Below are 24,160 nucleotides of genomic sequence, written 5' to 3' on the forward strand. Positions count from 1 at the left end.
TACTCCTTCTCTTCATCCTGTTTATCCAGATGTGAGGCCAGATCAGCCAATTCGGCGTGACATGGGGCCTAGCCTCACTCCATTAATCCGATTGCACTCAATTATGAGTCTGCTCAGGATTATTGTCAAGGGAGGTCCCATGGGACGCGGTACATGCCGATCGGGCGCCGCGAGCGGGCCAAGCAGGCCAAGCGTGAGCGCATCATGACCGCAGCCCGCGAACTGTTCGCCGAACACGGCGTCAGCGGGGTCACGGCACAGCAGTCGGCCGTGCCCGCAGGTCCGCCCCGTCCCGTTCGGCCGCGCCCGGAGCCCCGGGACCGGTCATTCCCGGGGCTCCGGTCCCGCTCCACCTGCCCGCAGCCGACCCGGCCGGGGCGGCCGGCGTCAGGCGACGCTCAGGACGATCTTCCCGGTGGTGCGGCCCTGCTCGCCGATCTCGTGCGCCTTCGCGGCCTCGGCCAGCGGGACGACGGCCTCGACCACGGGCGTGAGCGCGCCCCGCTCGGCCAGGGCGGCGATCTCGCGCAGACCCAGGTGGTCGGGCTCGACCAGCATCCACACCGCCCGCACGTGGCCGGGGACGGCGGCGGGGACGTCGTCGGGGCCGGGCAGGGTGATCAGCCGGCCGCCCGGGCGCAGCACCTTCAGGGACCGCTCGGCGTTCTGGCCTCCGAGCCCGTCCAGCACCACGTCCACGTCCCCGACGGCGTCCTCGAAGCGGACCGTGCGGTAGTCGATCACCTCGTCCGCGCCCAGCTGCCGCAGCAGGTCGTGCTTGCCGGCGCTGGCCGTGCCGATGACGTACGCGCCGCGGGCCTTGGCGATCTGCACCGCCAGGTGGCCGACCCCGCCGGCCGCCGCGTGCACCAGCACCCGCTCACCGGCGCGCACCCCGGCGGTGTCCACCAGGGCCTGCCAGGCGGTCAGCGCGGCCAGCGGCAGCGCCGCCGCCTGCACGTGGGTGAGGTTCGCCGGCTTGGGCGCGAGGTGGCGGGCCGGGGCGACGACGTACTCGGCGTAGGCGCCGGCCTGCCGCGGGAACAGTGGCATGCCGTACACCTCGTCCCCGGGGCGGAACATCCCCACGCCCGGTCCGACGGCCTCCACGGTGCCGGAGACGTCCCAGCCGACCGCCGGGACCTCGCCCCACTCGATCAGGGCCCCGCTGGCCCGGGTCTTGAAGTCCACCGGGTTCACGCCGGCCGCGTGGACCCGCACCAGGACCTCGTTCAGTCCCGGCTCGGGCCGGGCGACCTCACGCTCCACGAGCATCTCCGGTCCGCCCCACTGCTCCACGACCACCGCACGCATGCTGTCCGCCTCACTCTTTTCCGTCTTGATCGGATACCGGTCGCCCGGGCCCTTCCCGGCGCGACGCAGTCCACGATCCGTCAGCCGCCCCCACCATGGTGTTGGCCGTCTGGCCACTATGTGACAGGATCTGGCCATGAGCGAGATGCAGTGGCCGTGCACCGACCCCAGCCCCGACCCGAGCGCCGACGCGGCCGGGCGGCACCGCATCGCCGTCCTCGCCCTGCCCGGCGTCCCGCCCTTCGAACTCGGCATCCCCTCCCGCGTCTTCGGCAGCGTCCTGGACGCCGGCTCACGCCCGCTGTACGAGGTCACCGTCTGCACCGCCGACGGCGCCCCGGTCCTCAGCGACGCCGGGTTCACCGTGCAGCCCGCGGCCGGTCCCGAGGCCCTGGCCGCCGCGGACACCGTGATCGTCCCGCCCACGCACGCCATGCCCGAGCTGGGCCGCGGCGGCCCGCTGCCGCCCGAGGTCACCGCGGCCATCGCCGGCATCCGGCCCGGCACCCGCCTGGTGTCCATCTGCACCGGCTCCTACGTCCTGGCCGCCGCGGGCCTCCTCGACGGCCGGCCCGCCACCACCCACTGGAACCTCGCCCCCGAGTTCCGCCGCGCCTACCCCCGCGTCAAGGTCGACGAGGAGGTCCTCTTCGTCGACGACGGCGACGTCCTGACCTCCGCGGGCGTCGCCGCCGGCATCGACCTGTGCCTGCACATGATCCGCCGCGACCACGGCGCCGCCGCCGCCAACCGCGCCGCCCGCGCGTGCGTCGTCCCGCCCTGGCGGGACGGCGGCCAGGCCCAGTACATCGACCGCCCGGTGCCCGAACCCACCGTCGCCACCACCACCGCCACCCGCGCCTGGGCCCTGGAACACCTCGGCGAACCCCTCTCCCTGAACCGCCTGGCCGAACACGCCCGGATGAGCCTGCGCTCCTTCACCCGCCGCTTCCGCGACGAGGTCGGCATGACCCCCGTGCAGTGGCTCACCGCGCAACGCCTGGAACTGGCCAAGCAGTTGCTGGAGACCACCGACCTGTCCATCGACCTGGTCGCCCACCGCTGTGGCTTCGGCTCCGCCAACTCCCTGCGCGCCCACATGCGCACCACCTTCGGTGTCTCACCCGCCTCCTACCGCCGCACCTTCCATACCGACGACCTGGTGGAAGCGGGCGTCTGAGGACACATCAGCGCCGCACATCCCCGCTCCGCGGGTCGGCCGGGATCCGCCTGATCAGCCGCTGCCGGTGCCCCCTCCAGCGGGGCCAGCAGCATCATCGCCCGCCGGTAGCGCACCGAACTCGTGCTGCCCCGGCACGATCTGCTGCAGCTTCTGCCCCTCGTGGTCGGTCAGTCTGCGCACACGGACGGGCTCGGCCACCGCGCCTCCAGCGGTCGGATCGGATGTCACCGCACATGCAACCGCCACGACCGCCGACCCGGCGAACCTATGCGGTCACAGCACTAGTCCCGGGAGCCCTGGGAGTCCCGGGAGCCCTAGGAGTCCTGGTGGCCCTGGGAACCCTGGGACGCGAGGTCCCCGAAGAGACGGACGTCGGGTGCGAACGTCCGGAGCGCGGTCCTGAGGCGGACCGGGTCCACCTTGCACAGGTCCATGCCGACCGTCGTCATCGTGGTCCCGCGAAAGGCCGCCACGAAGTCGGGCTCCACCTGGGTGTCCAGGTACGTGTCGAGCTCCCTTAGCGCGGGGGAGGCCGGGAGGTCCGGCGGCGGGGTGTCCGTCCCGCGCCACAGGACGGTGAGCGTGCTCTCCGCGCGTGGCGTCAGCACCAGGGCGACGGAGGCGATCGCCGACCAGGGCAGGACTTCGCGCCGGCCGAGGAAGGCCGCGCGGCGCAGCGTGATGCCGGCCGGGCCGACGCGTACGGCGGTCCTGCGGGTGGAGAGCAGCAGGACGAGCGCGGCGACGAGCGGAACGAAGAGCCCCTCGACATGACCGTCCTGCGGGGCGAGGGGCCCTGGGGCGAAGTCACCCGCGGCCACCAGGGCGAGGAACAGCAAGGAACCCGCGACACGGGCGTTCCACCCGTACCGGATCGCATAGGTCCCGTCAGGCGCACCCACTAGATCCCGCCAGGCTCGATCACGCGCTCCACCCTAGACCCGCGGCCAGAGCCGGGTTCGTCCGGTTCCCTCCGCCCGCCCGCGCGGACACTCAGACCCGGGGCCCCGCCGTACTCGCCCGCTCCACCAGCCGCGTGGACAGTTCCGTGCGGGTGCTCTCCGGTCGGTCACCCGCCATCATCCGCACCAGCAGGCGTAGCGCGGTCGCCGCCATCTCCGACAGCGGCTGGCGGACCGTGGTGAGGGGCGGGGCGAGCCAGCGGGCCTCGGGGAGGTCGTCGAAGCCGACGACGCTCATGTCGTCCGGCACGCTCAACCCGCGTTCGGCCAGTGCCTCGTACACCCCGAGGGCCATCCGGTCCGAGCAGACGAAGACGGCCGTCGGCGGCTCGGGCAGGTCGAGGAGCTCCCGCATCCGGCGGCAGGCGACGCTCTCGTCGAACCCGGCGTGACGGACGTACTCGGGCCGCTGGCGGATCCCCGCGGCGGCGAGTGCCGAGCGGTAGCCGGCGACCCTGGCGCTGCTGCACATCTTGCGCTGGTGACCGGCGATGACGGCGATGCGCTCGTGCCCCAGGGACAGCAGGTGCTCGGTGGCCGTCACCCCGCCCTGCCAGTTCGCCGCGCCCACCGACACGACGCCCGGCGGCGGTTCCAGCACCGGGTCGATCAGCACGTAGGGGATGCGGTGCTGGTTCAGCCAGACGTACTGGGACTCCGTGAGCTCGGCCAGGTTGAACAGGACGCCGGACGAGCCGCGGGCTATGAGCTTGTCGAGCCACCCGCGTTCCGGGCGGCCGCCGCGGGTCCGGGTGAGCCCCGCCGACACCACCACCTCCAGGCCCGCGTCGTGCGCCGCCGCCTCCACACCGTGCAGCACCGCGCCCGACCAGGAGCTCTCCAGCGAGTGCACGACCAGGTCGACCAGCCCGGACGCCTTCGCCGCCTCGAAGCGGGGTCTGCGCACGTAACCGAGCCGGTCGAGCGCCTCGGTGACCCGGCGGCGGGTCTCGGGAGCGACGTCCTCCCGTCCGTTGACCACCTTGGACGCGGTGGGCACGGACACGCCCGCCTCCCGGGCCACGACCGCCAGGGTCGGCCCGGCCGTCACACTCGCACTCTCCGTGCGGACCATAGGGGAACCACCTCTCCGGCCCGCCCGAGGGCCATGAAAGTTTCGACCAGCGCTGCCACCGCGCGGTGCCGGACCACGTGGATAGTAAGCGCTCTCTACCCTAGGTTCGCGGCCGGACCTCGGGAAGGGGCAGGACTACGCCGCTCTCGGCGCACCCCGGCTTTCGAAACTCCGGACTGGGGCGGAACGGCTACCAGCAGGTGAGCCGGAAGCCCGTGAAGTCGGCCGTGAACGCCCCGTCGACGAGATCCACGGCATGGACGCCGGCCATCGCCCCGGTGAAGCGCAGCCTGGATCCGTGGTCGTCGGAGAGCTTGCCGAAGTCCAGCGGCGGACCGACGGGTGTGCGCACGCCCTCGCGCACGTACCAGAACCGCGCCTCCACCCCGTCGACCGTCACACCCAGGGTGAGCGGCGAATCCGCGTCGACCTCCACCACGGCCGCCGTCCGGGTGGCGCCCTCCTCGCGCTCCACGAGGCTGAGCACCGTACGCCCGCCGCCCTCCCACTGCTGGCCGTGCTGCCCCGCGCCCTCGGGTTCCGCCCAGGTCAGGTCGAGGGCGTGATACGCCTCGGTGTTGTACCAGAGCACCAGCCCTGCGGCCTGGGTGAAGGTGCGCGGCCGCGCCTCGACGGTGACCTCGGCCTCGGCACGGTGCTCGGTGATCCGCTGGGCCAGCAGACTGTGCGCCCACCACGACTCGGGACCGTGCCGGCCGCGCAGCCGGATCCAGCCCGGCCGGGCGACGGTGTCGGCCCAGGACGGGTCGGCGGGTTCCCGCAGGGTGCTCCACGGCCAGCCCAGCGGCTCACCGGTATCAGCGGCGGCTGCGAGCTCCTGCCTCCTCGTCGGTACGTCGACCTCGACCGCCGGATGCCAGCCCCCGTCCCGCAGCCGGGGCCAGCCGTCCTCGTCCCAGGTCAGCGCCTGGACGGCGGTCTCGCGGCCGAGAGGGCAGCGCGGTCCCTGAGCCGTTCGCAGCGGGCGGGCGGCGAGGTGGCTCATCACCCAATCGCCGTCCGGCGTCTGCACCAGCTCGGCGTGCCCGGCCTTCTGCAGCGGCACCGACGGATCGTCGCGGGTGGTCAGCAGCGGCTGGCGGTCCAGCTCGTACGGTCCCGTGATCGCGCGGCTGCGCGCCACCAGCACCCCGTGCTCGACACCCGTGCCGCCCTCGGCGAGGACGAGGTGGTACCAGCCGTCGCGGTGCACCAACTTCGGCCCCTCGATGAGCCGTTCGTGCTGGAGGAGGAGGTGGGTGGCACCGGACGGGGCCAGCGTCCGGCGGTCCAGCTCCGTCAGCACGATGCCGGCGAAGCGTCGCCCGCCCGGACGATGGTCGCTCTGCATGTTGAGCAGCCACAGCCGGCCCTCGTGATGGAACAGCGCGGGGTCGAAGCCGTGGCTCGCGACCCGGCGCGGAGCCGACCACGTACCGCTCACGTCGGTGGCCGTGCAGACGTAGGTGTCCAGGTCGAAGTACGGCGTGCCGACCGAGCGGACGACCGAGTAGACCATCCAGAACCGCTCACCGTCCCAGCTCAGGGACGGCGCCCAGACGCCGCCCGAGTCGGGGACGCCCGCCAGCGAGTCGCCGGGTACCGCGCCCCGGACGTGACCCGCGTACTGCCAGTGCGCGAGGTCCCGGGAGCGGTGGATGGGAATCGTCGGGAACCACTCGAAGGAGCTGGTGGCCACGTAGTACCAGTCGCCGACCCTGACCAGTGAGGGGTCGGGGGCGAAGCCCCGGATCACCGGGTTGCGCAGCACGGTCACTTCAGGGCCCCCAGCGTCACACCGGTCCGCCAGTAGCGGCGCATCGCGACCATCATGATCGCCATGGGCACGATGGAGAGCAGCGCGCCGGTCAGGACCAGGCTGGTCAGGTCGACGCCCGACTCCAGTCGTTTGCCGGACCAGTTGTACAGGCCGAGGTTCAGGGTCCAGTTCTCCTCGCCGCGCAGCACGGTCAGCGGCAGGAAGAAGGCGTTCCAGGTGTTGACGAAGGCGAGCAGGAAGACGGTGGCGCCGCCGGTCGTCATCATCCGCAGGACGATGCTGAAGAAGATCCGCAACTCGCCGGCGCCGTCGATGCGGGCCGCCTCGAGGAGCTCGAAGGGGATGGTGGCCTCGGTGTACACCTTGGCGAGGTAGACGCTGAAGGGGTTGATCAGGCAGGGGATGAGCATCGCCCAGGGCGTGTCGACCAGGCCGATCTCCGAGAACAGCAGGTACAGCGGCAGGGTGAGCAGCGCGATCGGGATGAGGAACGAGCCCACCACGCACGCGAACACCAGGCTGCGCCCGGGGAAGTCGAAACGGGCGAGGCCGTATCCGGTGGCGAGGGCGAGCAGCGTGCCGCCGAGGGAGCCGACTCCCGCGTAGAGGAAGGAGTTGGCCGTCCAGCGCAGGAAGATGCCGTCCTCGTAGGTGAACAGCTGGTGCAGGTTGTCCCACAGGTGCCAGCCGGAGAACCACAGGCCGTTGGTCTGGTAGAGCCCGGTGCGGTCCTTGGTGGAGGCGACGATCAGCCACCACACCGGGAACAGGCTGTAGACGCTCGCCAGCACCAGGCCCACCAGCAGGAACCGCTGCCCACCGCGACCGCGCGCGACGGGGTCGGGACTGCTGATCCGCCGTAGCGGACGCGATTCCCGCTCGGTGGCGTTGTCGGTCATCACCATCAGGCGGCCTCCTTCGAGGTGAGCCGGTAGAACAGGAAGGAGGCGACGCCGAGGATCAGGGCGAGCAGCACCGACAGGGCGGCGGCGTAGTGGTAGTTGCCGGCGTTGAACGCCTGGTTGTAGATGATCATGATCGGGGTGAAGCTGTCGCTGACCGTCTGCGGGGTGACGTTGCGGAACAGCGCGGGCTCGTTGAAGATCTGCAGCATCTGGATGACCGAGAGCATCCCGGTCAGCACCAGCGCGCCCCGCACGTAGGGGATCTTGATGCTCAGCGCGATCCGCCGCTCCGAGGCCCCGTCCAGGCGCGCGGCCTCGAACAGCTCACGGGGCACGCCCTGGAGCGCCGAGTAGATGATCACCATGTTGTAGCCGATGCCGTGCCAGGTCAGCAGGTTGCCGATGGCCGGCCACACCATCGAGGGCGCGAAGAAGTTCCAGTCGAAGCCCAGCACCTCGCCCATCGGCGTCAGCGGGCCGACGTCGGGGCTGTAGAGGTTGATCCACACCAGGGCGGCGACCACCCCGGGGATCATGTACGGCACCAGCAGCAGGATCCGGAACCGGCTCGCCACCCTCGAGGTCACCGCGTCCAGCAGCAGTGCCAGGACGAGGCTGATGACCAGCATCACCGGGATCTGCACACAGGCGAACAGCACCACCCGCAGCACCGAGCCCATGAACGCCGAGTCGGTCAGCCCCTGCCGGTAGTTGTCGAGCCCGGCGAACTCCTCCGTGGAGCCGCCGAGCCCGAGCCCGGACTGCTGCACCTTGAACAGCGACTGGTAGACCGCGTAGCCGATCGGAATCAGGTACAGGAAGACGAAGCCGAGCTGGAAGGGCACCGTGAAGGCGGCGCCCTTCCAGCGCAGGGAGCGAATCATCGTGAGTAGCCTCAGCCCTTGACGCTGATGCCGCGGGACTTCAGGTCCTTGACCGTCCACTCCTGCATGTGCGCCAGCAGATCGGTGACCTTCTCCTCCTTGTTGACGACCTTGGCCCAGCCCGCCTGCATCTCGGTGAACATGGCGGTCCAGTTCGGCCCGTAGACCCAGTCGGAGGTGACGGTGCCCAGGCTGTCGGTGACGACCTTCTTGGCCGGCTCGTAGTTCGTCCCCAGCAGCTTCTGGGAGATCGCCTCACCGACGTACGTGTCACTGTCCTTGAGCGCCGGCATCACGCCGTTGCCGGTCTCCGGACTCGCCATCGTCTTGACCGCGTCCGCGTTCGTCGACATCCACAGCGCCGCCTCGGCGGCCTGCTCCTGGTGCGCACAGCCCTTGGTCACCAGGGTCACGCTGCCGGTCAGGTTCGTCCCGGCCGGGGTCTTGGCGGCCTCACCGGTGAACGCCGGCCACGGCGCGAGGGCCCACTTGCCGAAGGACTTGGTGAAGTTCTGCACCATGCCCGCCATCTGCCAGGTGGAGATCTGCCGGGTCGCGGTGCCGCCGGTGTCGTAGTTGCGCTGCACGGCCGCGTAGTCCGCGAAGGACAGCTTGGAGTTGAGGTCGTTGTCGATGATCTCCTGGATCACCTTGGCGGCCTTCAGGGTGCCCGCGTCCTGGAAGTCCACCTTCCAGGCGTTGCCGTCGATCGCGTACCAGTGCGCCCCGGCCTGCATGGCGAGCACCTCCAGGGTGCTGGGGTCCTCACCGGCGAAGTTGGTGATCTTGACTCCGTGCTTCTTCAGCACCTTGCCCGCCGCGACGAACTCGTCCCAGGTCGTGGGCGGCTTGAGGTCGTACTTCTCGAAGAGGTCGGTGCGGTAGATCGTGAAGTTCGGGGCGGAGCTGGTGGGAACGCCGTACGTCTTCCCCTGCACCTGCGCGCTCGCCCAGGAGCCGGCGTTGAACCGGTCCTTGCTCGACTCGACGTACTTCGTGATGTCGGCGAGCGCGTCCTGCGAGACCCAGCTCGTGACGTACTCGGCGGTGTTCTGCACCAGGCAGGGCGCGTTGTCGGCCTTGACCGCGTTGGTCAGCTGCTTCTGCATGGTCAGCTGGTCGGTGACCTTCGTGTACTTGAGCTTGACGTCCTTGTGCGAGGCGTTGAACGCCTTCACTACGGCGTCCTGGCCGTTGGCCCAGCCCCAGAAGGGGAGGGTGACCGGGCCGGACGCCTTGGCGTCGCCGGAGTCCGATCCGCCGCACGCGGAGAGCAGACCTGTCAACGCGAGTCCCGCCACGGCTGCGCGGGCGAACCTTCTCCGGGGGCTGGTGAAGTTCATCTGACCGTGTTCCTTCGGAAAGTAGGGCGTCTCAGAGAGGAGGAGAGCAAGCGGCGTCTTTGCGCCGGCCGGGAACGGCGGCCGGAAACCATCGGCTCGCGGTTGCGGGGGGTCGGCCAAGCGGAAGCTGTAGTAAGCGGTTGCTGGGACCGTAGGCTGACGGCCGCGTCCATAGCAAGAGGTGGACGGCAATTTGTTACGGCGGTTTGTCCGGGCGGTCACGTGCGGGTCGAGGGCGCCGGTGTGCGGGCGGCCCGGGATCTGTGCAGGTCAGATGTCATTGCGTCGCGCCCATGTGCGGTACGCGGGATGACCGGGCCGCCGCCACGGCCTCGTGAAAAATCTCCGGAAAACGTTTACGAAACTACGATCTTCCAGCGCAGCTGAACGCCACTGCCACTGCCACTGCCACTGCCACTGCCACTGCCACTGCCACTGCCACTGCCAGTGCCGTTGCCGTTGCCGCTCGCGTCAGGTGCGCTGGGCGGGCGGCCGCACCGAGTTCCGTACGACGACATGGGTGCCCAGCACCAGATGGTCGCCGTCGCTGCCCTTGCGGCGACCCGAGCCGCCCTCGCGCCGGTCGGCCACCGCGCGCAGGGCGACCCGGCCCATCTCCTCGTACGGCACGTGCACGGTGGTGAGCTGGGGCGTGAGCTGGGACGCCAGCGGGATGTCGTCGTAGCCGACGATCGAGACGTCCTCCGGCACCCTGAGGCCGGCCGCGCGCAGCGCCTGCATCGCGCCCGCGGCGACCACGTCGGTCCCCGCCAGTACCGCGGTGAAGTCGAGCCCGGCGCGCAGACTGTCCTGCACTGCCTCGTACCCGTGCTCGTAGTCGTACGGGCCGTGCCGCACCATGCCCGGTCCGAAGGGCACGCCGTACGCCTCGAAAGCGCGCTCCGCACCCCGCAACCGGCCCTGGGCGGTGGTCAGTTCGGCGTGACCCGGCAGCACCAGGACCTTGCGGTGACCGGCCGACAGCAGATGGCTGGCCATCGCGTAGGCGCCGCCCTCGTTGTCGTAGTCGACCGTCGTGGCCGGCACGTCCCCTTCCAGGGGCGGCCGGCCCACCAGGACCAGATGGGATCCGGCCGCGTCCAGGGAGCGGGCGAAGCGGGCCATACGCAGCTGGTACTCGTCGTAGTCGTAGGCGCCGCCGAGCAGCACCACGGCGGCCACGCCCTGCTGGCGCATGAGGTTGACCAGCGCGAGTTCCCGCTCGGGGTCGTCGCCCGTGGTGCCGACCAGGGACAGCCAGCCGCGCAGGGTGGCCGCGCCCTCCACGCCCTTGGCGACGTGGGCGAAGGCCGCGCCGGTGATGTTGTTGATCAGGATGGCGACCGTCGGCGTACCGCCCCCGGCGAGGGAACGGGCGTGGGCGTTGGTGACGTAGTCCAGGTCCTGGACGACCTTCATCACCCGGCGGCGCAGTTCCTCCGAGACCGGGTAGTTGCCCGACAGGACGCGGGACACGCTCGCGACGGAGACGCCCGCCCGCTCCGCGACGTCGCGGATGGTGGACCGTCCGGCGTCACCGGCCGCCTTGCGCTGACTCACCCTTGCGGCTCCTTCATCGTTGCGTGTCGCCGCGCAGCGCTACGACTGCTTCGGCTGCTGCGCCGGACGGCCGTGGCCCCGGCGGATCTCCGGCCGGTTCCCGGCCCGCTCGCCGGTTCAGGCCCGGGGCCCGGGTCCGCGCCGGTGCGGAAACCGTATCCCATTGTTTCTGCCGGTGGCCTGGAGCGGGTGGGGCGGATCGCAGGGGGCGCCGGGTGGTAGGCGGCCGAGCCGGGGGCGAGGGGAGGGTGCGGCGCCGGGTGCGGGATGGGTGGCAGGGGGACTTCTCCTCCCGACACCGGCGGGGAGGGCCCCGTAGGCGATCGAGCCGTCAGGCACAGGCGACCGAGCCGTCAGGCACAGGCGACCGAGCCATCGTTCAGGCCACCCGGGCCAGATCCGATTGCCGTACCTCGTGGGTGGGCGTCAGTCCCGCCCCCAGCCGCTCGAGTTCCTCCGCGACGATCCGTCCCAGTCGCTCCAGTTCGTTTCCGAGTGACCCCGCGATGTGCGGTGTGAGGAAGACGTTGGGGAGGCGGTAGAGCGGTGACCCGGCGGGGAGCGGTTCGGGTTCGGTGACGTCGAGGATCGCGTGGAGCCGGCCGGAGACGAGTTCGTCGGTCAGCGCGTCGGGGTCGACCAGTGCGCCTCGGGAGGTGTTGATCAGGATGCCGCCGTCCCTGATCAGGGCGAGCCGGCCGGCGTCGAGCATGCGGTAGGTCTCGGGGATGTCCGGGGCGTGCAGGGACACGATGTCGCTGTGCCGGAGCAGGTCGTCCAGCGGGAGCGGTTCGGCGCCGAGCGCGGCGGCCTCGGCGGTGCTGACGTAGGGGTCGTGCAGCAGCACCGAGAAGTCGAACGGCCGGAGCAGTTCGAGGAGGCGGCGGCCTACCCGGGAGGCGCCGATGACCCCGACGCGGCGGCCGACGTTGCCGGTGTGCGCGGTCTCGGCGGGGGAGGGGTAGGTGTGGGTGGCGCGGAAGCGCTCGCGGTGGGTGAAGGTGTCCTTCCCGGCGAGCAGGATCATCGCGAGGGTGTACTCCGCGACGGGCAGGGCGTTGCCGGTGACCGCGCTGGAGACGGTGATCCCGCGTGTCCACAGTTCCTCGCCCACCAGCGAGCGGACGGAGCCGGCGGCGTGCAGGACCGTGCGGAGCCGGGGGGCGGCGGCGAGGACGGCGGCGTCGAGGCGGGGACAGCCCCAGCCGGTGATGAGCACCTCGGCCCGGGCGAGGGCGTCGGCCGCGGCAGGGTCGGTGAAGTCCTGGACGACGAGGGCGGGGTCGAGGTGGGCCGCCTGTGTCAGCCGGGTCATGAGGGGCGGCGGGAACAGCAGGGGGAGGTGCACCGGATCCATCGCGAACACGGCCCTGGGTGGCTGTGGGCTGGGCATGTCTCTCCTGACACAGGATGCTGGAAGCACGGAAACATTTTCAGAAAGCGTCTTCTACCGTAGATCTGGCGATGACGAGCGGTCAATCGGCAGGACGGGGGATCGGGCGGGGTTCGGTACCGGTGTCGGCGAGGCCGGGAGCGCCGGGTGTCCTGAAATCGCTTACTGCGGGCCTGTGGTGCGCTCCAAGGTCCCCGGCTCGTGAACGGGTGACGACCCCGGTGGGCGCAGGGGTGGACCCCGCCCGTGCTCCGACCCGGGTCGGCCAGACCGGGCCGCCGGGCATGACAACCGGTTCCCGGCGTTCGATCAGTCGACCTCACCGACCCGTTCGCCGGCCTCTTCGCAGATCAGGACGCTTTCCCCCGGTCCCGTTCGACCGATCGGCCCATGACGTCGAGGTTACACAGTCTTTTCGAAAGTTCGTCAAGCCTCTTGACGCCGTTTCCGGACAGGAAGAAGCTCTGCCCCAATGCGTAACAACCGGTTGCCTAACCGGTTACCGCGATCGCCGACCGGTCTCTTGGTCGACACCTCGAACGGACAGAGCAGGAGGTGGTGCGTTCATGCGCCCACATGCCGGTGCCCCCCTGAGCCGCCGCCGATTTCTCACCCTCTCCGCAGCCGGTGCCGCGACCGGAGCGGCGGCGCTGAGCGGCTGCGCGTTGCAGGTGTCCAACGGAGCAGGCGGCGGCTCGGGCGAGACGATCACCATGATGGTCAAGGCCGACGACATCACGCCGGAGCTCGTCCGGCAGGCACTGAAGGACACCGGTGTCTCGATCAAGCGGGTCGACTACGACATCACCAAGCTGATCGCGATGCTCACCAGCGGCAACCCGCCGGACCTGGTGCGCGGCGTCGGCGCCGTGGACGCGGCGTACTTCGCGGCGCGGGACGTGATGCAGGAACTGGACGGCTACTTCGCCGGGAGCCGCGTGCTCAGGGTCGAGGACCTCGACCCGGTGAACGACCTGTGGCGCTACGACGGCACCACGCAGGGCAAGGGCCCGCGCTACGGCATGGCGAAGGACTTCTCCCAGGACTCCATGTACTGGTACAACACCACGGCCTTCGACGAGAAGGCGGTCGACTACCCGCCGGAGCTCGACCCGGTCACGTACGAGGAGTGGCTGGAGACCGCACAGCGTCTGGTCCAGCGGTCGAAGGGGCAGACGAGGGTGTTCGGCGGCACCTACAACGGTCTGTACAAGGCCACCCTCCTGTCGACGCTCACGGCGTCCGCCGGCGGCAGCCTCTTCAGCGACGACTTCTCCCGGATCGACTTCACCACCCCCGAGGCCCGCAAGGCCCTGGCCTGGTACGTCGACTACTGCAAGCTCAAGGTCGGCGCGAGCCTCGTCCTGCCCGACCCCAACGGCTGGGACGGGCCGACCTTCCAGGCCGGGCGGCTGGCCATGTGCAACTCCGGCTACTGGATGGGCGGCATGATCGCCACCGACGGGAAGCTGGCGAAGGTCTCCCGGCTCGCCCCCACCCCGGTCTTCGAGGGCGGTCCGCGGATCAGCGCCTGCCAGGGCGGTACCGGACTGTGGATGCCGAGGAAGGCGAAGAACAAGGACGCCGCGTGGCGGGTCTTCGAGTGGTTCTTCGGCGAGGCACCGGCCAAGGCGCGGGCCGCCGGCGGCTGGGGCATCCCCACCCTGACCTCACTGCGGCCGCTGATGCCGGCCCAGGACGACCAGCAGAAACGTGTGCTGAAGGTGCAGGAGAACGAGCTCGAGCACTTCTCGGTGGTCGCCTTCTCCCCGTACACCACGGGGGATTCGTTCGAAGCGCTCTTCAACCAGACCGCCCCGGCCGCGATGAAGGGCGAGATCTCCGTCGACACCCTCGCGGGACGCCTGAACTCGGTGATCAACGAGCAGCTCAAGCGCGGTAAGGAGCAGGTGGGATGACGGTCGATCAGATGTCCACGGTCGCGGACCGGCTCCGCTCGACCGCGAGGACCGGGCCGACCCGGACCGCGGAGGGCCCGCGGTCCTCGATGACAGCGCGCCGCCACCGGGCGTTCTACATGTTCGTCTCGCCGTGGATCGTCGGGTTCCTGCTGCTGACCATCGTGCCGATGGCGTACGCGCTGTGGCTGAGCTTCACCACGTTCGACGGTATCTCGCCGAACTGGCACTACGTGGGCCTCGGCAACTACCGCGAGCTGATGAACGACTCGGTGACCTGGGACTCCCTGGGGCGCGCGGGCCTGTTCGCGGTGGTCTCGGTGCCGCTGTCGATCATCGCGGGCCTCGGCCTCGCCGTTCTGGTCAACCGGCCGGTCAAGGCGCGCGGTCTGTTCCGCACCCTGCTGTATCTGCCGGCCGTGGTGCCGCCGGTCGGTGCCGGTATCGCCTTCAAGAACCTCTTCGACCAGAACGCCGGTGCCACCAACGGTGTCCTGACGTTCCTCGGCTTCGACGCCGTCGGCTGGCTCGCCGACCCCTACGCCCGCTACGTACTGGTGATGACGGTGCTCTGGGGCGCCGGAAACATCATGATCATCTCGCTGGCCGGGCTCCAGGACGTGCCCCGTGAGCTCCATGAGGCGGCCCGTATCGACGGCGCGGGTTCCTGGCGGACCTTCCGCAGCATCACCGTGCCGCTGCTGTCGCCCGTGCTGCTGTTCCAGACCGTGACCGGGGTGATCGCCTCGGTGCAGACCGTCATGCCGATGCTGCTGGCGCCCCTGTCCACCACCGGCGGCATCACCACCGTCCCGCAGTCCAACTACACGTACATGATCCACGTGTTCGCGCAGTACTTCGCGCTCGGACGGTACGGCTACGCCTCCGCGCTCCTGTGGGTGCTCTTCGTCCTGATCCTCATCGCGACCGGCCTCATCTTCAGGTTCACGTCCGGTGTGGTGTTCTACAACGTCGACCCGGAGGCGAAGAAGTGACCGCCACCAGCCTGCCCCCCAAGTCGCCGGTCCACGTGCGGATACGGGTCAACCGCATCGTCCTCTACACGGTCCTGGTCGTCGTCACCGGACTGTTCCTCGGCCCCTTCGGCTGGCTGGTGCTCACCGGCCTGAAGTCCCCGGGCGAACTGGCCTCCGCCCCCGTGCACTGGGTGCCCGCGGACTTCCAGTGGCACAACTTCGCCGACGCCTTCGACCTGATCGACTTCCTCGGCTACGCCCGCAACTCCCTGATCATCGCCTTCGTCTACGGCGGCCTCGTCACCCTCAGCTCGGCCTGGGTCGGCTACGGCTTCGCCCGGCTGTCCGCCCCCGGCAAGAAGGTGCTGTTCGGCATCCTCATCGGCTCGATGATGCTGCCCCAGATGATCACCCTGCTGCCGACCTACCTGATCTTCGCCAAGCTCGGCATGGTCGACACGTACTGGCCGTGGGTGCTGTGGGGGTTGTCGTCCGCCCCGTACCTGGTCTTCCTCTTCCGGCAGTTCTTCGCCGGTCTGCCCCGCGAGCTGGAGGAGGCCGCGATCGTCGACGGCTGCGGGTACGGCCAGATCTTCTGGCGGATCTTCCTGCCGCAGTCCTGGCCGGTGCTCAGCGCGAGCTTCGTGATCGCCTTCACCTGGACCTGGGGTGACTACATCGCCCCCCAACTGCTGCTGTCCACCGACAAGTCCACACTCGCCGTCGCCGTCATGTCGACCTACGTCTCCTCGGCCGGCACACCCATCACCAACCTCCAGGCCGCGGCGTCCGTGATGTACGTGGTGCCGATCCTGCTGATCTTCCTCATCGCCCAGCGCGGCTTCGTCGCCGGCATGTCGACCTCGGGCCTCAAGTAGCCCCACCCCACCCCTGTCGCAAGGAGTTCCCGGATGAACACGCCCCTGTCCCGCCGTACCACCCTCCAGGCGGCCGGTGCCACCGTGCTCGCCGCAGGCCTCACCGGTCTGACGGCCACGGCGGCCCGGGCGGCCGACGCCGACGCCGACGCCGACGCGGCGCCGCAGCTCGTCACCTATCCCCGCCCCGCCGCCATGCCGACCAACACCAGCTTCAGGGTGCGGGTGCGTACCACCCCCGACGGCGACTGGCAGACCCTGGACATCTGGCGCCCGCAGCTGGGAGAGATCAACCCCACCACGGGGTCGAGCAAGATCTACAACTCCTCGCTGGCGTACTTCGACTTCCAGGGATCCGTCGAGATCGAGGTGACCTACCTCAAGGGCGGCACCACCAAGGCCCGGGTGAGACCCGACTCCTACGGCATCAAGCCCGAACTCCTCGGTGACACCCTGCGCTTCACGCTCGACAGGCCGCGCAACGTCGTCGTCCAGATCAACGACGACATCTTCGACGTCCTCCACCTGTTCGCCCGCGCCGTCGAGAAGAAGAAGCCCGCCGCGGACGACCCGAACGTCCTCTACTACGGCCCCGGTGTCCACACCACCGCCGACGGCTACCTGAACGTCCCCTCCGGCAAGACCGTGTACCTCGACGGCGGCGCCGTCCTCAAGGCGACCGTCGTCTTCCGCAACGTGGAGCACGCCGGGATCGCCGGCCGCGGCGTGCTCGCCGGGACCGCGGGCGGCGGAGCCCTCGTGGAGAGTTCGAGGAACATCTCCATCGGCGCCGTCACCGTGCTCAACCCGAACGGCTACGCCGTCCAGCTCGGCGAGGCCACCGGCGTCACCATCAAGGGCCTCGGCTCCTTCAGCTCCAAGGGCTGGGGCGACGGCATCGACGTCTTCTGCAGCAGCAACGTCGTCATCGACGGCGTCTTCATGCGCAACTCCGACGACTGCATCGCCATCTACACCCACCGCTGGGAGTACTACGGCGACACCACGAACATCACCGTCCGCAACTCCACCCTCTGGGCGGACGTCGCCCACCCCATCAACGTCGGTACCCACGGCAACACCGACAACCCCGAGGTACTGAAGAAGCTCACCTTCAAGAACCTCGACATCCTCGACCACCGCGAACCGCAGATGAACTACCAGGGCTGCATCGCCCTCAACCCCGGCGACTCCAACCTGATCAAGAACGTCCGCATCGAGGACGTACGGATCGAGGACTTCCGCTGGGGCCAGGTCATCTACATGAAGGTCATGTACAACACGAAGTACAACACCTCGGTAGGCCGAGGCATCGAGGACGTCTACGTCAAGAACCTCAGCTACACGGGCACGAACGCCAAGCCGTCCCTCTTTCTCGGCTACGACGCCCGCCACGCCATCAAGGACATCACCTTCGAGAACCTGGTGGTCAACGGTCTCGTCGTCGCCGACTCGATGAAGAAGCCGAGCTGGTACTACACCACGGACACGATCCAGTGGTTCGCCAACGAGCACGTGACGAACCTCAGGTTCATCACGACCGCCGAGGCCGAGGCGGCCGCCGCGTCATGAGCACCATGCCCCCGCACACCACCGCCCCGAGCCGCCGGGGCTTCCTCGGCGGCACGGCCGCCCTGCTGCTGGTGGCGGGCGCGAGCGGACTGCTCGCGCCCGGCACCGCACGGGCCGCCGCGCAGGCCACCGGCAGCCGGGTCTTCACGCACCCCGGGCTGCTGCACGGCGCCGCCGACCTCGCCCGGATGAAGGCCGCGGTCGCCGCGAAGGAGTCGCCGGTCCACGACGGCTACCTCGCGTTCGCCGCGCACGCGCGCTCCCAGGCGACGTACGCCGTCCAGAACACCGGCCAGATCACCTCCTGGGGACGCGGCCCGACCAACTTCCAGAACCAGGCCGTCGCCGACTCGGCCGCCGCCTACCAGAACGCCCTCATGTGGGCCGTCACCGGCAACCGCGCGAACGCCGACAAGGCCCGCGACATCCTCAACGCCTGGTCGGCCTCCCTGACGACGGTCACCGGGGCCGACGGCCCGCTCGGCGCCGGCCTGCAGGCCTTCAAGTTCGTCAACGCGGCCGAACTGCTGCGCCACACCGGCTACGACGGCTGGGCCGGGGCGGACATCGCCCGCTGCGAGGACTCCTTCCTCGACGTCTGGTATCCGGCGGTGTCCGGATACATGCTCTACGCCAACGGCAACTGGGACCTGACGGCCCTGCAGACCATCCTGGCCATCGGCGTCTTCTGCGAACAGCCCACCCTCTTCGAGGACGCCCTGCGCTTCGCCGCGGCCGGCGCGGGAAACGGCAGCATCGCGCACCGCGTCGTCACCGGCGCCGGCCAGGGCCAGGAGGCAGGCCGCGACCAGGGCCACGAGCAGCTCGCCGTCGGCCTGACGGGCGACCTCGCCCAGGTCGCCTGGAACCAGGGCGTCGACCTGTGGGGATACGACGAGAACCGCGTCCTCGCGAACTTCGAGTACGCCGCCCGCTACAACCTCGGCGGCGACGTCCCCTTCACACCCGACCTGGACCGCACCGGCAAGTACATCAAGACGACCGTCTCCGACAAGGCGCGCGGCGCCCTGCCCCCGGTCTACGAGATGGCCTACGCCCACTACACGGGCGTCCGCGGCCTCGACGCGCCGTACACCAGGGCGGCCGTCTTCCGCGGCACCGGCGGCGCCCGCCTGATCGAGGGCGGCAACGACGACCTGCCCGGCTGGGGCACCTTCGCCTACGCCGGCACGACCGCCCCGGCAGCGAGCGTGCCCACGCCACCGGCGGGCGTCACGGCGGTGGGGGACGGCGAGGACATCACCGTCGGCTGGCTGCCGTCGGCCTGGGCGAGCACCTACACCGTCCGCCGGGCCGAGCGACCCGAGGGCCCGTACGAGAAGATCGCCGACCGCGTCGACGAACCGACGTACACGGACCGCCGGGTGCGCGCCGGGCGGACGTACTACTACACCGTCGTCGCCGCCAACTCCCAGGGCCACAGCGGTGATTCGGCCGCCGCGTCGGCCTGTGCCGCTCTCCCCGCCCCGTGGGCAACCCGGGACCTCGGCGACGTGCGGATCCCCGGCTCCGCCGTCTTCGACGGCGAACGGTTCGTGCTGGAGGCCTCCGGGACCGCCGAGACCTACCGTCTCGCCCACCTGCCGTTGCACGGCGACGGCACGGTCACCGCGCGGATCGTGTGGCCGCTCAGCTCGCAGTACTCCAAGATCGGCGTCACCCTCCGGGCCTCCCTCGAAGCGGACGCGGCCCACGCCGCCATGCTCGTCCAGGGGCTGCCGCTGCACACCTGGAGCGGGGTGTGGAGCGTACGTCCGGCCGACGGGGCCGACGTCACGGGCACCGGCAGCACACCCGTACCGCCCACCCAGCAGCAGACGATCACCACGTCCGCCGCCTTCCCCATCTCCGGCCTCGGCAGCCTGCCCGAGTCGGCGACCCCGCTCGAGGCGCCGTACGTCGAGGGCGCGGGCGACGGCTACCGGCTGCGCGCGCCCTACTGGGTGCGGGTGACCCGCAAGGGCCGCCGCTGCACCGGCGCCATCTCCCCGGACGGCATCCGCTGGACCCAGGTCGGCTCCACCGAGGTCGCGTTGGGGCGCACCGCGTACGCGGGCCTCGTCCTGACCTCCTGCCTGGGCGTCGACGAGGAGTACGCCGACACGGGCACCGGGGCCTTCGACAACGTCACCGTCACCTCCTCCTCGTCCGGCGAGGTCTGGTCCATGCCGAAGCCGGCCCGCACCGCGGGCGACCTGAAGGCCACCGGCGGTGCCGACGCCGTCTGCCTGGCCTGGACCGACCCCGACCTCTCCGCCCGCTACAGGGTGCTGCGCGCCCCCCACGCCGACGGCCCCTACGCGACCGTCGCGACCGGCGTCGGGCCGGTCGGGTCCGGCACCCGCATCCGGTACACGGACGCCACCGGCAGCCCCGGGACGACGTACCACTACGCCGTGGCCAAGACCAACACCGCCGGACGCGGCCCGCTGTCGGCCCCCGTCACCGCGCGGATGCCGGCCCCCGACCTGCCCCAACTCACCTCCGCCACCACCGCGTTCGCCAACCAGGGAGCCGCCTTCCGGCACCTGCTGCGGGCCTCGCACGAGCCCGTACGGTTCACCGCGCGCGGCCTGCCCGACGGACTGCGCGTCGACCGGCGCACCGGCCTGATCCACGGAACCCCAACCAGGACCGGCGAGTTCACGGTCACCACCGGGGCGGGCAACGCGGCCGGCGACGCCACCGGCACGCTCACCCTGACCGTCGGCACCCCGCCGCCGGCCCCGTGGACCCACGCGGACCTCGGCGACGTGATCCTCGACGAGCGCGCCTACGGGACGCTCGGCGTGGTCGCGGTCCGGACCCCCGGCAGCACCTCACACGAGGACGGGACCTTCGTGGTGCGTGGCGCCGGCACCGACCTCACCGTCAACAACCAGGGCATGACAGGCCAGTTCGTGAGGCGGGCCGTCACCGGCGACTGCGAGTTCACCGCCCGGCTGGTCTCCCGTACCGGAGCCACCGCCGACCGGGTGGGACTGCTGATGGCCAAGTCGCTGTCGCCGTTCGACCAGGCGGCCGGGGCGATCGTCACCGGCGGGAGCACCGCGCAGCTGATGCTCCGCAGGACGGTGGCGGGCGCCTCCGCCTTCTCCGGGACCTCCGGCGTCGGACTTCCCCTGCTGCTGCGGCTGAGGCGCGCCGGGAGTGCCTTCACCGCGGCCGTCTCCACCGACGACGGCGCCACCTGGACCGCCCTCGCCTCCGGCGAGGTCCCCGACTTCGGTGACGCCCCCTACTACGTGGGTCTCGTGGTCTGCTCCCGCAGCCCGCTGGCCCTCGCCACCGCACGGTTCGAAGGGGTGAGCATCACGCCCCTCTAGATCCCCCCACGGATTGGAGAAGCACCGCCATGAGCCGCATGAGCCGCACCTCCCCCCACCGGTACCTCCAGGAAACCGAGTTGAGCCGCCGCGGTCTGTTCAGGACCGCCGGCGGTCTCACCGCAGCTCTCGCTCTGGGCTCCACGTTCGCCGCCACCACGGCGGACGCGGCGCCCTCGGCCTTCACCCACCCCGGCATGCTGCACAACGCCGGAGACATCAACCGCGCCAAGGTCAGGGTCGCCGAGGGCACGGACCCCTGGCTGTCCGGCTGGAACAAGCTGGTCGCCAACGCCCGCTCCCAGTCGACCTGGACACCCCGGGCCACCGCCACGATCATCCGCGGCGGCACCGGCCAGAACTACAGCCTCCTCTACCAGGACATCGCCGCCGCCTACCAGAACGCGCTGCGCTGGCGGGTCGGCGGCACCGAGGCGAACGCCCAGTGCGCGGCCAGAATCCTCAACGCCTGGGCGACGACCCTGACCTCGGTCACCGGAAACGCCGACCGGTTCCTCGCGGCCGGCCTCTACGGCTGGCAGTTCGCCAACGCGGTCGAACTCATGCGGGACTACGACGCGCTGGACCTCGCCGCCTGCCAGGACATGCTCGTCAAGGTGTTCTACCCGCTCAACAACAGCTTCCTGACCAACCACAACGACGCCTGCATCACCAACTACTGGGCCAACTGGGACCTGTGCAACATGGCCTCCGTCCTGGCCATCGGGATCCTCAACGACGACGGCGCCAAGTACGACCAGGCCGTCACCTACTTCAAGTCCGGTGCCGGCAACGGCTCCCTCGCGCACGCCGTGCCCTACCTGTACACCGACTCGGCCGGCTACGCGCTGGGCCAGTGGCAGGAGTCCGGACGCGACCAGGGCCACACCATGATGGGGATGGGCCAGATGGGCGCCATCTGCGAGATGGCGTGGAACCAGGGCGAGGACCTGTACTCCTACGACGGCCGCCGCTTCATGAAGGCCGCCCAGTACGTCGCCAAGTACAACCTCGGCGGCGACGTGCCCTTCACCACCTACACCTGGGGCACCGGCCAGAGCTGCGCCCAGTCGTCCCAGACGGTGATCTCCTCCACCTCCCGGGGGCAGGTCCGCCCGGTGTGGGCGATGCTCCACTACCACTACAACCGGCGGGTGAACCTGGACGACAAGTACATCTCCCAGATGTGCTTCTCCATCGCCCCCGAGGGCGGGGGAGGTGACTACGGCTCCGACAGCGGCGGCTACGACCAGCTGGGCCTCGGCACCCTGATGTACGCGAAGTAGCCGCCCACCGACGTGCCCACCGGCGTGCGGTTCACCGCCGTCCCCGCCCGGGCGCGTCCGGCGGCGGTGTCCCCCGAACAGCCCCCGATCGCGCTCGTGCGCCGGAATACCCGGCGCTCCTGTGGTGCTCTGTTGTTCACGGTGCACGAGCGCGGTGCGGGAGGCTGGTGGGCGCATGACGGCAGCAGACCAGACGGACGGGCCGGGCCTGGACCCGGTGGCCCCGACCCCGTACGGGGCCGTACGAGGCCGGTACGAACACGGTGTCGCGGTGTTCCGGGGCATCCCCTACGCGGCCCCGCCCTTCGGACCGCGCCGGTTTCGGCCCCCCGAGCCGCCCGAGCCCTGGGACGGGGTGCGCGACGCGGGCGCCTTCGGGCCGACGGCGCCGAAACCGCCGTACTCCGAGGCCTTCGCGCAGTACCTGTCCGACCCGGTCGTGCCCGGCGAGGACTGCCTCAACCTGAACGTGTGGACTCCGGAGCCGGGCCCCACAGCCCGGCTCCCGGTCGTGGTGTGGCTGCACGGCGGCGCCCTGACCCGCGGCTCCTCGGCCGTGCCCGTGTACGACGGGCGGACCTTCGCCCGCGACGGGATCGTCTTCGTCTCGGTCAACTACCGGCTCGGTGTGGAGGGCTACGGCCTGTTCCCGGACACCCCCGCCAACCCCGGCCTGCGCGACCAGCTCGCCGCGCTGGAGTGGGTGCACGAGAGCATCGCGGCCTTCGGCGGCGACCCCGGCCGGATCACCCTGTGCGGCCAGTCCGCCGGCGCCATCAGCGCCGGCGCCCTGCTGGCCGCCCCGCGGGCCCAGGGCCTGGTGCGGCGGGCCGTCCTGCAGAGCGGGCCGCCCGAGGCGAGCGACCGCGACAAGGTACGGCGGATGGTGCGCCGGATGGCGACCCGGCTGCGGATCCCCGCCACCGCGGCCGCCTTCGCCGAGGTCGACCGCGACCTGCTGCTGCGCACCCAGGCCGAGGTCGGCCGGCTCAGCAGCCCGGTGCTCGGCGGCCCCGCCTTCGGGATCGTCGTCGACGGCGACCTGGTGCCGCGCGACCCGCTGGAGGCTCTGGTGGCGGGCGACGCGGCCCGGGGCGTCGACCTGATGACGGGCTGGACGCGCGACGAGTACCGCCTGTGGCTGGTCCCCGGCGGCCTCCTGGACCGCGTCGACCGGCTCGGCGCGGTCGCGCTGGCCGGCGCCATGGCCCGCTGCCACTGCGGCCACGAGGTGCCCCGCGGCTACCGCGCGCTGCATCCCGAGGCCGGCACCGCCGAACTCGTGGGCCAGATGGTCACCGACCACCTGCTCCGCCGCCCGCTGCACCGCCTCGCCGACGCCCGGCCGGGATCGTCGTACGTCTACGAGTTCGCCTGGCCCTCCAACCTCCCCGGGCTAGGCGCCTGCCACGCCCTCGAACTCGGTTTCGTCTTCGACACCGGCGACGAACCCGACTCCGCCAAGCTCGCCGGCCGGGACACCCCGCGGGAGCTGGCCGACGCGATGCACGGGGCGTGGGTGCGGTTCGCCGTCGAGGGCGACCCCGGCTGGCAGGCGTGGGACGCCACCCACCCGGTTCGGGTCTTCGGCGACGGGCGGCCGCACACGGCGTACGGTCCGCGCGACCGGGAGTTCGCGGTGTGGACGGCGGACGCCGCGGCGCGGGAGAGCGCCCCCGCCCCGCCGCCGCTGCCCGACGCCCGCCCGCGCGGGACGGAGCTGCGTGCGGTGGTACGCCGCCTGCGCCGCCCCGGAGACGTCCCCCGCCGCCCCTGATCCCG

17 protein-coding genes and 1 pseudogene are annotated in these 24,160 nt (G+C 70.9%); 8 read left to right on the forward strand and 10 right to left on the reverse strand.

The genetic code is table 11. From position 1 onward, the window contains the following. Positions 1–387 precede the first annotated feature (387 nt). Positions 388–1,314 (reverse strand): NADP-dependent oxidoreductase, encoded by a 927-nt coding sequence (locus tag AQJ84_RS01340; RefSeq protein WP_053192248.1) that lies wholly within the window; start codon positions 1,312–1,314, stop codon positions 388–390. Between the two features lie 136 nt (positions 1,315–1,450). Between AQJ84_RS01340 and AQJ84_RS01345 the strand changes: the two genes are divergently transcribed. Continuing rightward, positions 1,451–2,494, forward strand: a complete 1,044-nt coding sequence (locus AQJ84_RS01345; protein ID WP_030044831.1) for a GlxA family transcriptional regulator — start codon at positions 1,451–1,453, stop codon at positions 2,492–2,494. A gap of 71 nt (positions 2,495–2,565) precedes the next feature. Here the strand turns inward: AQJ84_RS01345 and AQJ84_RS43830 are convergent. The 9 genes and pseudogenes from AQJ84_RS43830 to AQJ84_RS01385 all read right to left on the reverse strand — a co-directional run. Next, positions 2,566–2,695 (reverse strand): annotated as a pseudogene (locus tag AQJ84_RS43830) (IS630 family transposase); the annotation flags it as partial. 116 nt (positions 2,696–2,811) lie between these two features. Continuing rightward, the gene (locus AQJ84_RS01350) at positions 2,812–3,399 is read right to left on the reverse strand and encodes a hypothetical protein (RefSeq protein WP_030044830.1); all 588 of its coding nucleotides are present in this window, start codon (positions 3,397–3,399) and stop codon (positions 2,812–2,814) included. A gap of 91 nt (positions 3,400–3,490) precedes the next feature. After that, positions 3,491–4,534 carry a LacI family DNA-binding transcriptional regulator gene (locus AQJ84_RS01355; RefSeq protein ID WP_053192250.1) on the reverse strand — a complete coding sequence of 348 codons (1,044 nt, stop codon included), beginning with the start codon at positions 4,532–4,534 and terminating at the stop codon, positions 3,491–3,493. A 190-nt stretch (positions 4,535–4,724) separates the two neighbouring features. Then, positions 4,725–6,311, reverse strand: coding sequence for a family 43 glycosylhydrolase (locus AQJ84_RS01360; RefSeq protein ID WP_030044828.1), 1,587 nt, complete (start codon positions 6,309–6,311; stop codon positions 4,725–4,727). Next, positions 6,308–7,219, reverse strand: coding sequence for a carbohydrate ABC transporter permease (locus AQJ84_RS01365; RefSeq protein ID WP_198536358.1), 912 nt, complete (start codon positions 7,217–7,219; stop codon positions 6,308–6,310). Before AQJ84_RS01365 ends, AQJ84_RS01360 begins: the two co-directional genes overlap by 4 nt. Next, on the reverse strand, positions 7,219–8,103 hold the full coding sequence (locus tag AQJ84_RS01370) for a carbohydrate ABC transporter permease (protein ID WP_030044826.1): 885 nt from the start codon (positions 8,101–8,103) through the stop codon (positions 7,219–7,221). Before AQJ84_RS01370 ends, AQJ84_RS01365 begins: the two co-directional genes overlap by 1 nt. Positions 8,104–8,114: 11 nt before the next feature. Continuing rightward, positions 8,115–9,446, reverse strand: coding sequence for an ABC transporter substrate-binding protein (locus AQJ84_RS01375; RefSeq protein WP_030044825.1), 1,332 nt, complete (start codon positions 9,444–9,446; stop codon positions 8,115–8,117). A gap of 471 nt (positions 9,447–9,917) precedes the next feature. Further along, complete coding sequence (locus tag AQJ84_RS01380) at positions 9,918–11,006, reverse strand: LacI family DNA-binding transcriptional regulator (protein WP_030044824.1); 1,089 nt, start codon at positions 11,004–11,006, stop codon at positions 9,918–9,920. 379 nt (positions 11,007–11,385) lie between these two features. Further along, on the reverse strand, positions 11,386–12,399 hold the full coding sequence (locus tag AQJ84_RS01385; protein ID WP_198536359.1) for a hydroxyacid dehydrogenase: 1,014 nt from the start codon (positions 12,397–12,399) through the stop codon (positions 11,386–11,388). A 566-nt stretch (positions 12,400–12,965) separates the two neighbouring features. On the opposite strand from AQJ84_RS01385, the gene AQJ84_RS01390 reads away from it, so the two are divergent. The 7 genes from AQJ84_RS01390 to AQJ84_RS01420 all read left to right on the forward strand — a co-directional run bounded on the left by AQJ84_RS01390 (position 12,966) and on the right by AQJ84_RS01420 (position 24,155). After that, positions 12,966–14,318: an ABC transporter substrate-binding protein gene (locus AQJ84_RS01390; RefSeq protein WP_030044823.1), complete on the forward strand. Its 1,353-nt coding sequence runs from the start codon at positions 12,966–12,968 to the stop codon at positions 14,316–14,318. After that, positions 14,315–15,313, forward strand: a complete 999-nt coding sequence (locus AQJ84_RS01395) for a carbohydrate ABC transporter permease (protein ID WP_030044822.1) — start codon at positions 14,315–14,317, stop codon at positions 15,311–15,313. The genes AQJ84_RS01390 and AQJ84_RS01395 overlap by 4 nt, the downstream gene beginning before the upstream one ends. Continuing rightward, positions 15,310–16,173 (forward strand): carbohydrate ABC transporter permease, encoded by an 864-nt coding sequence (locus tag AQJ84_RS01400; protein WP_030044821.1) that lies wholly within the window; start codon positions 15,310–15,312, stop codon positions 16,171–16,173. The genes AQJ84_RS01395 and AQJ84_RS01400 overlap by 4 nt, the downstream gene beginning before the upstream one ends. Positions 16,174–16,206: 33 nt before the next feature. Continuing rightward, positions 16,207–17,745 (forward strand): glycosyl hydrolase family 28 protein, encoded by a 1,539-nt coding sequence (locus AQJ84_RS01405; protein WP_053192253.1) that lies wholly within the window; start codon positions 16,207–16,209, stop codon positions 17,743–17,745. Next, the gene (locus AQJ84_RS01410) at positions 17,742–21,092 is read left to right on the forward strand and encodes an alginate lyase family protein (protein ID WP_225877456.1); all 3,351 of its coding nucleotides are present in this window, start codon (positions 17,742–17,744) and stop codon (positions 21,090–21,092) included. The genes AQJ84_RS01405 and AQJ84_RS01410 overlap by 4 nt, the downstream gene beginning before the upstream one ends. A 38-nt stretch (positions 21,093–21,130) precedes the next feature. Continuing rightward, on the forward strand, positions 21,131–22,378 hold the full coding sequence (locus tag AQJ84_RS01415) for an alginate lyase family protein (protein ID WP_030044818.1): 1,248 nt from the start codon (positions 21,131–21,133) through the stop codon (positions 22,376–22,378). A gap of 175 nt (positions 22,379–22,553) precedes the next feature. Beyond that, positions 22,554–24,155: a carboxylesterase/lipase family protein gene (locus tag AQJ84_RS01420; RefSeq protein ID WP_053192255.1), complete on the forward strand. Its 1,602-nt coding sequence runs from the start codon at positions 22,554–22,556 to the stop codon at positions 24,153–24,155. The last annotated feature ends 5 nt before the right edge of the window (positions 24,156–24,160 follow it).

The sequence above is a fragment of the Streptomyces resistomycificus genome, assembly GCF_001514265.1.
GTDB lineage: Bacteria > Actinomycetota > Actinomycetes > Streptomycetales > Streptomycetaceae > Streptomyces > Streptomyces resistomycificus.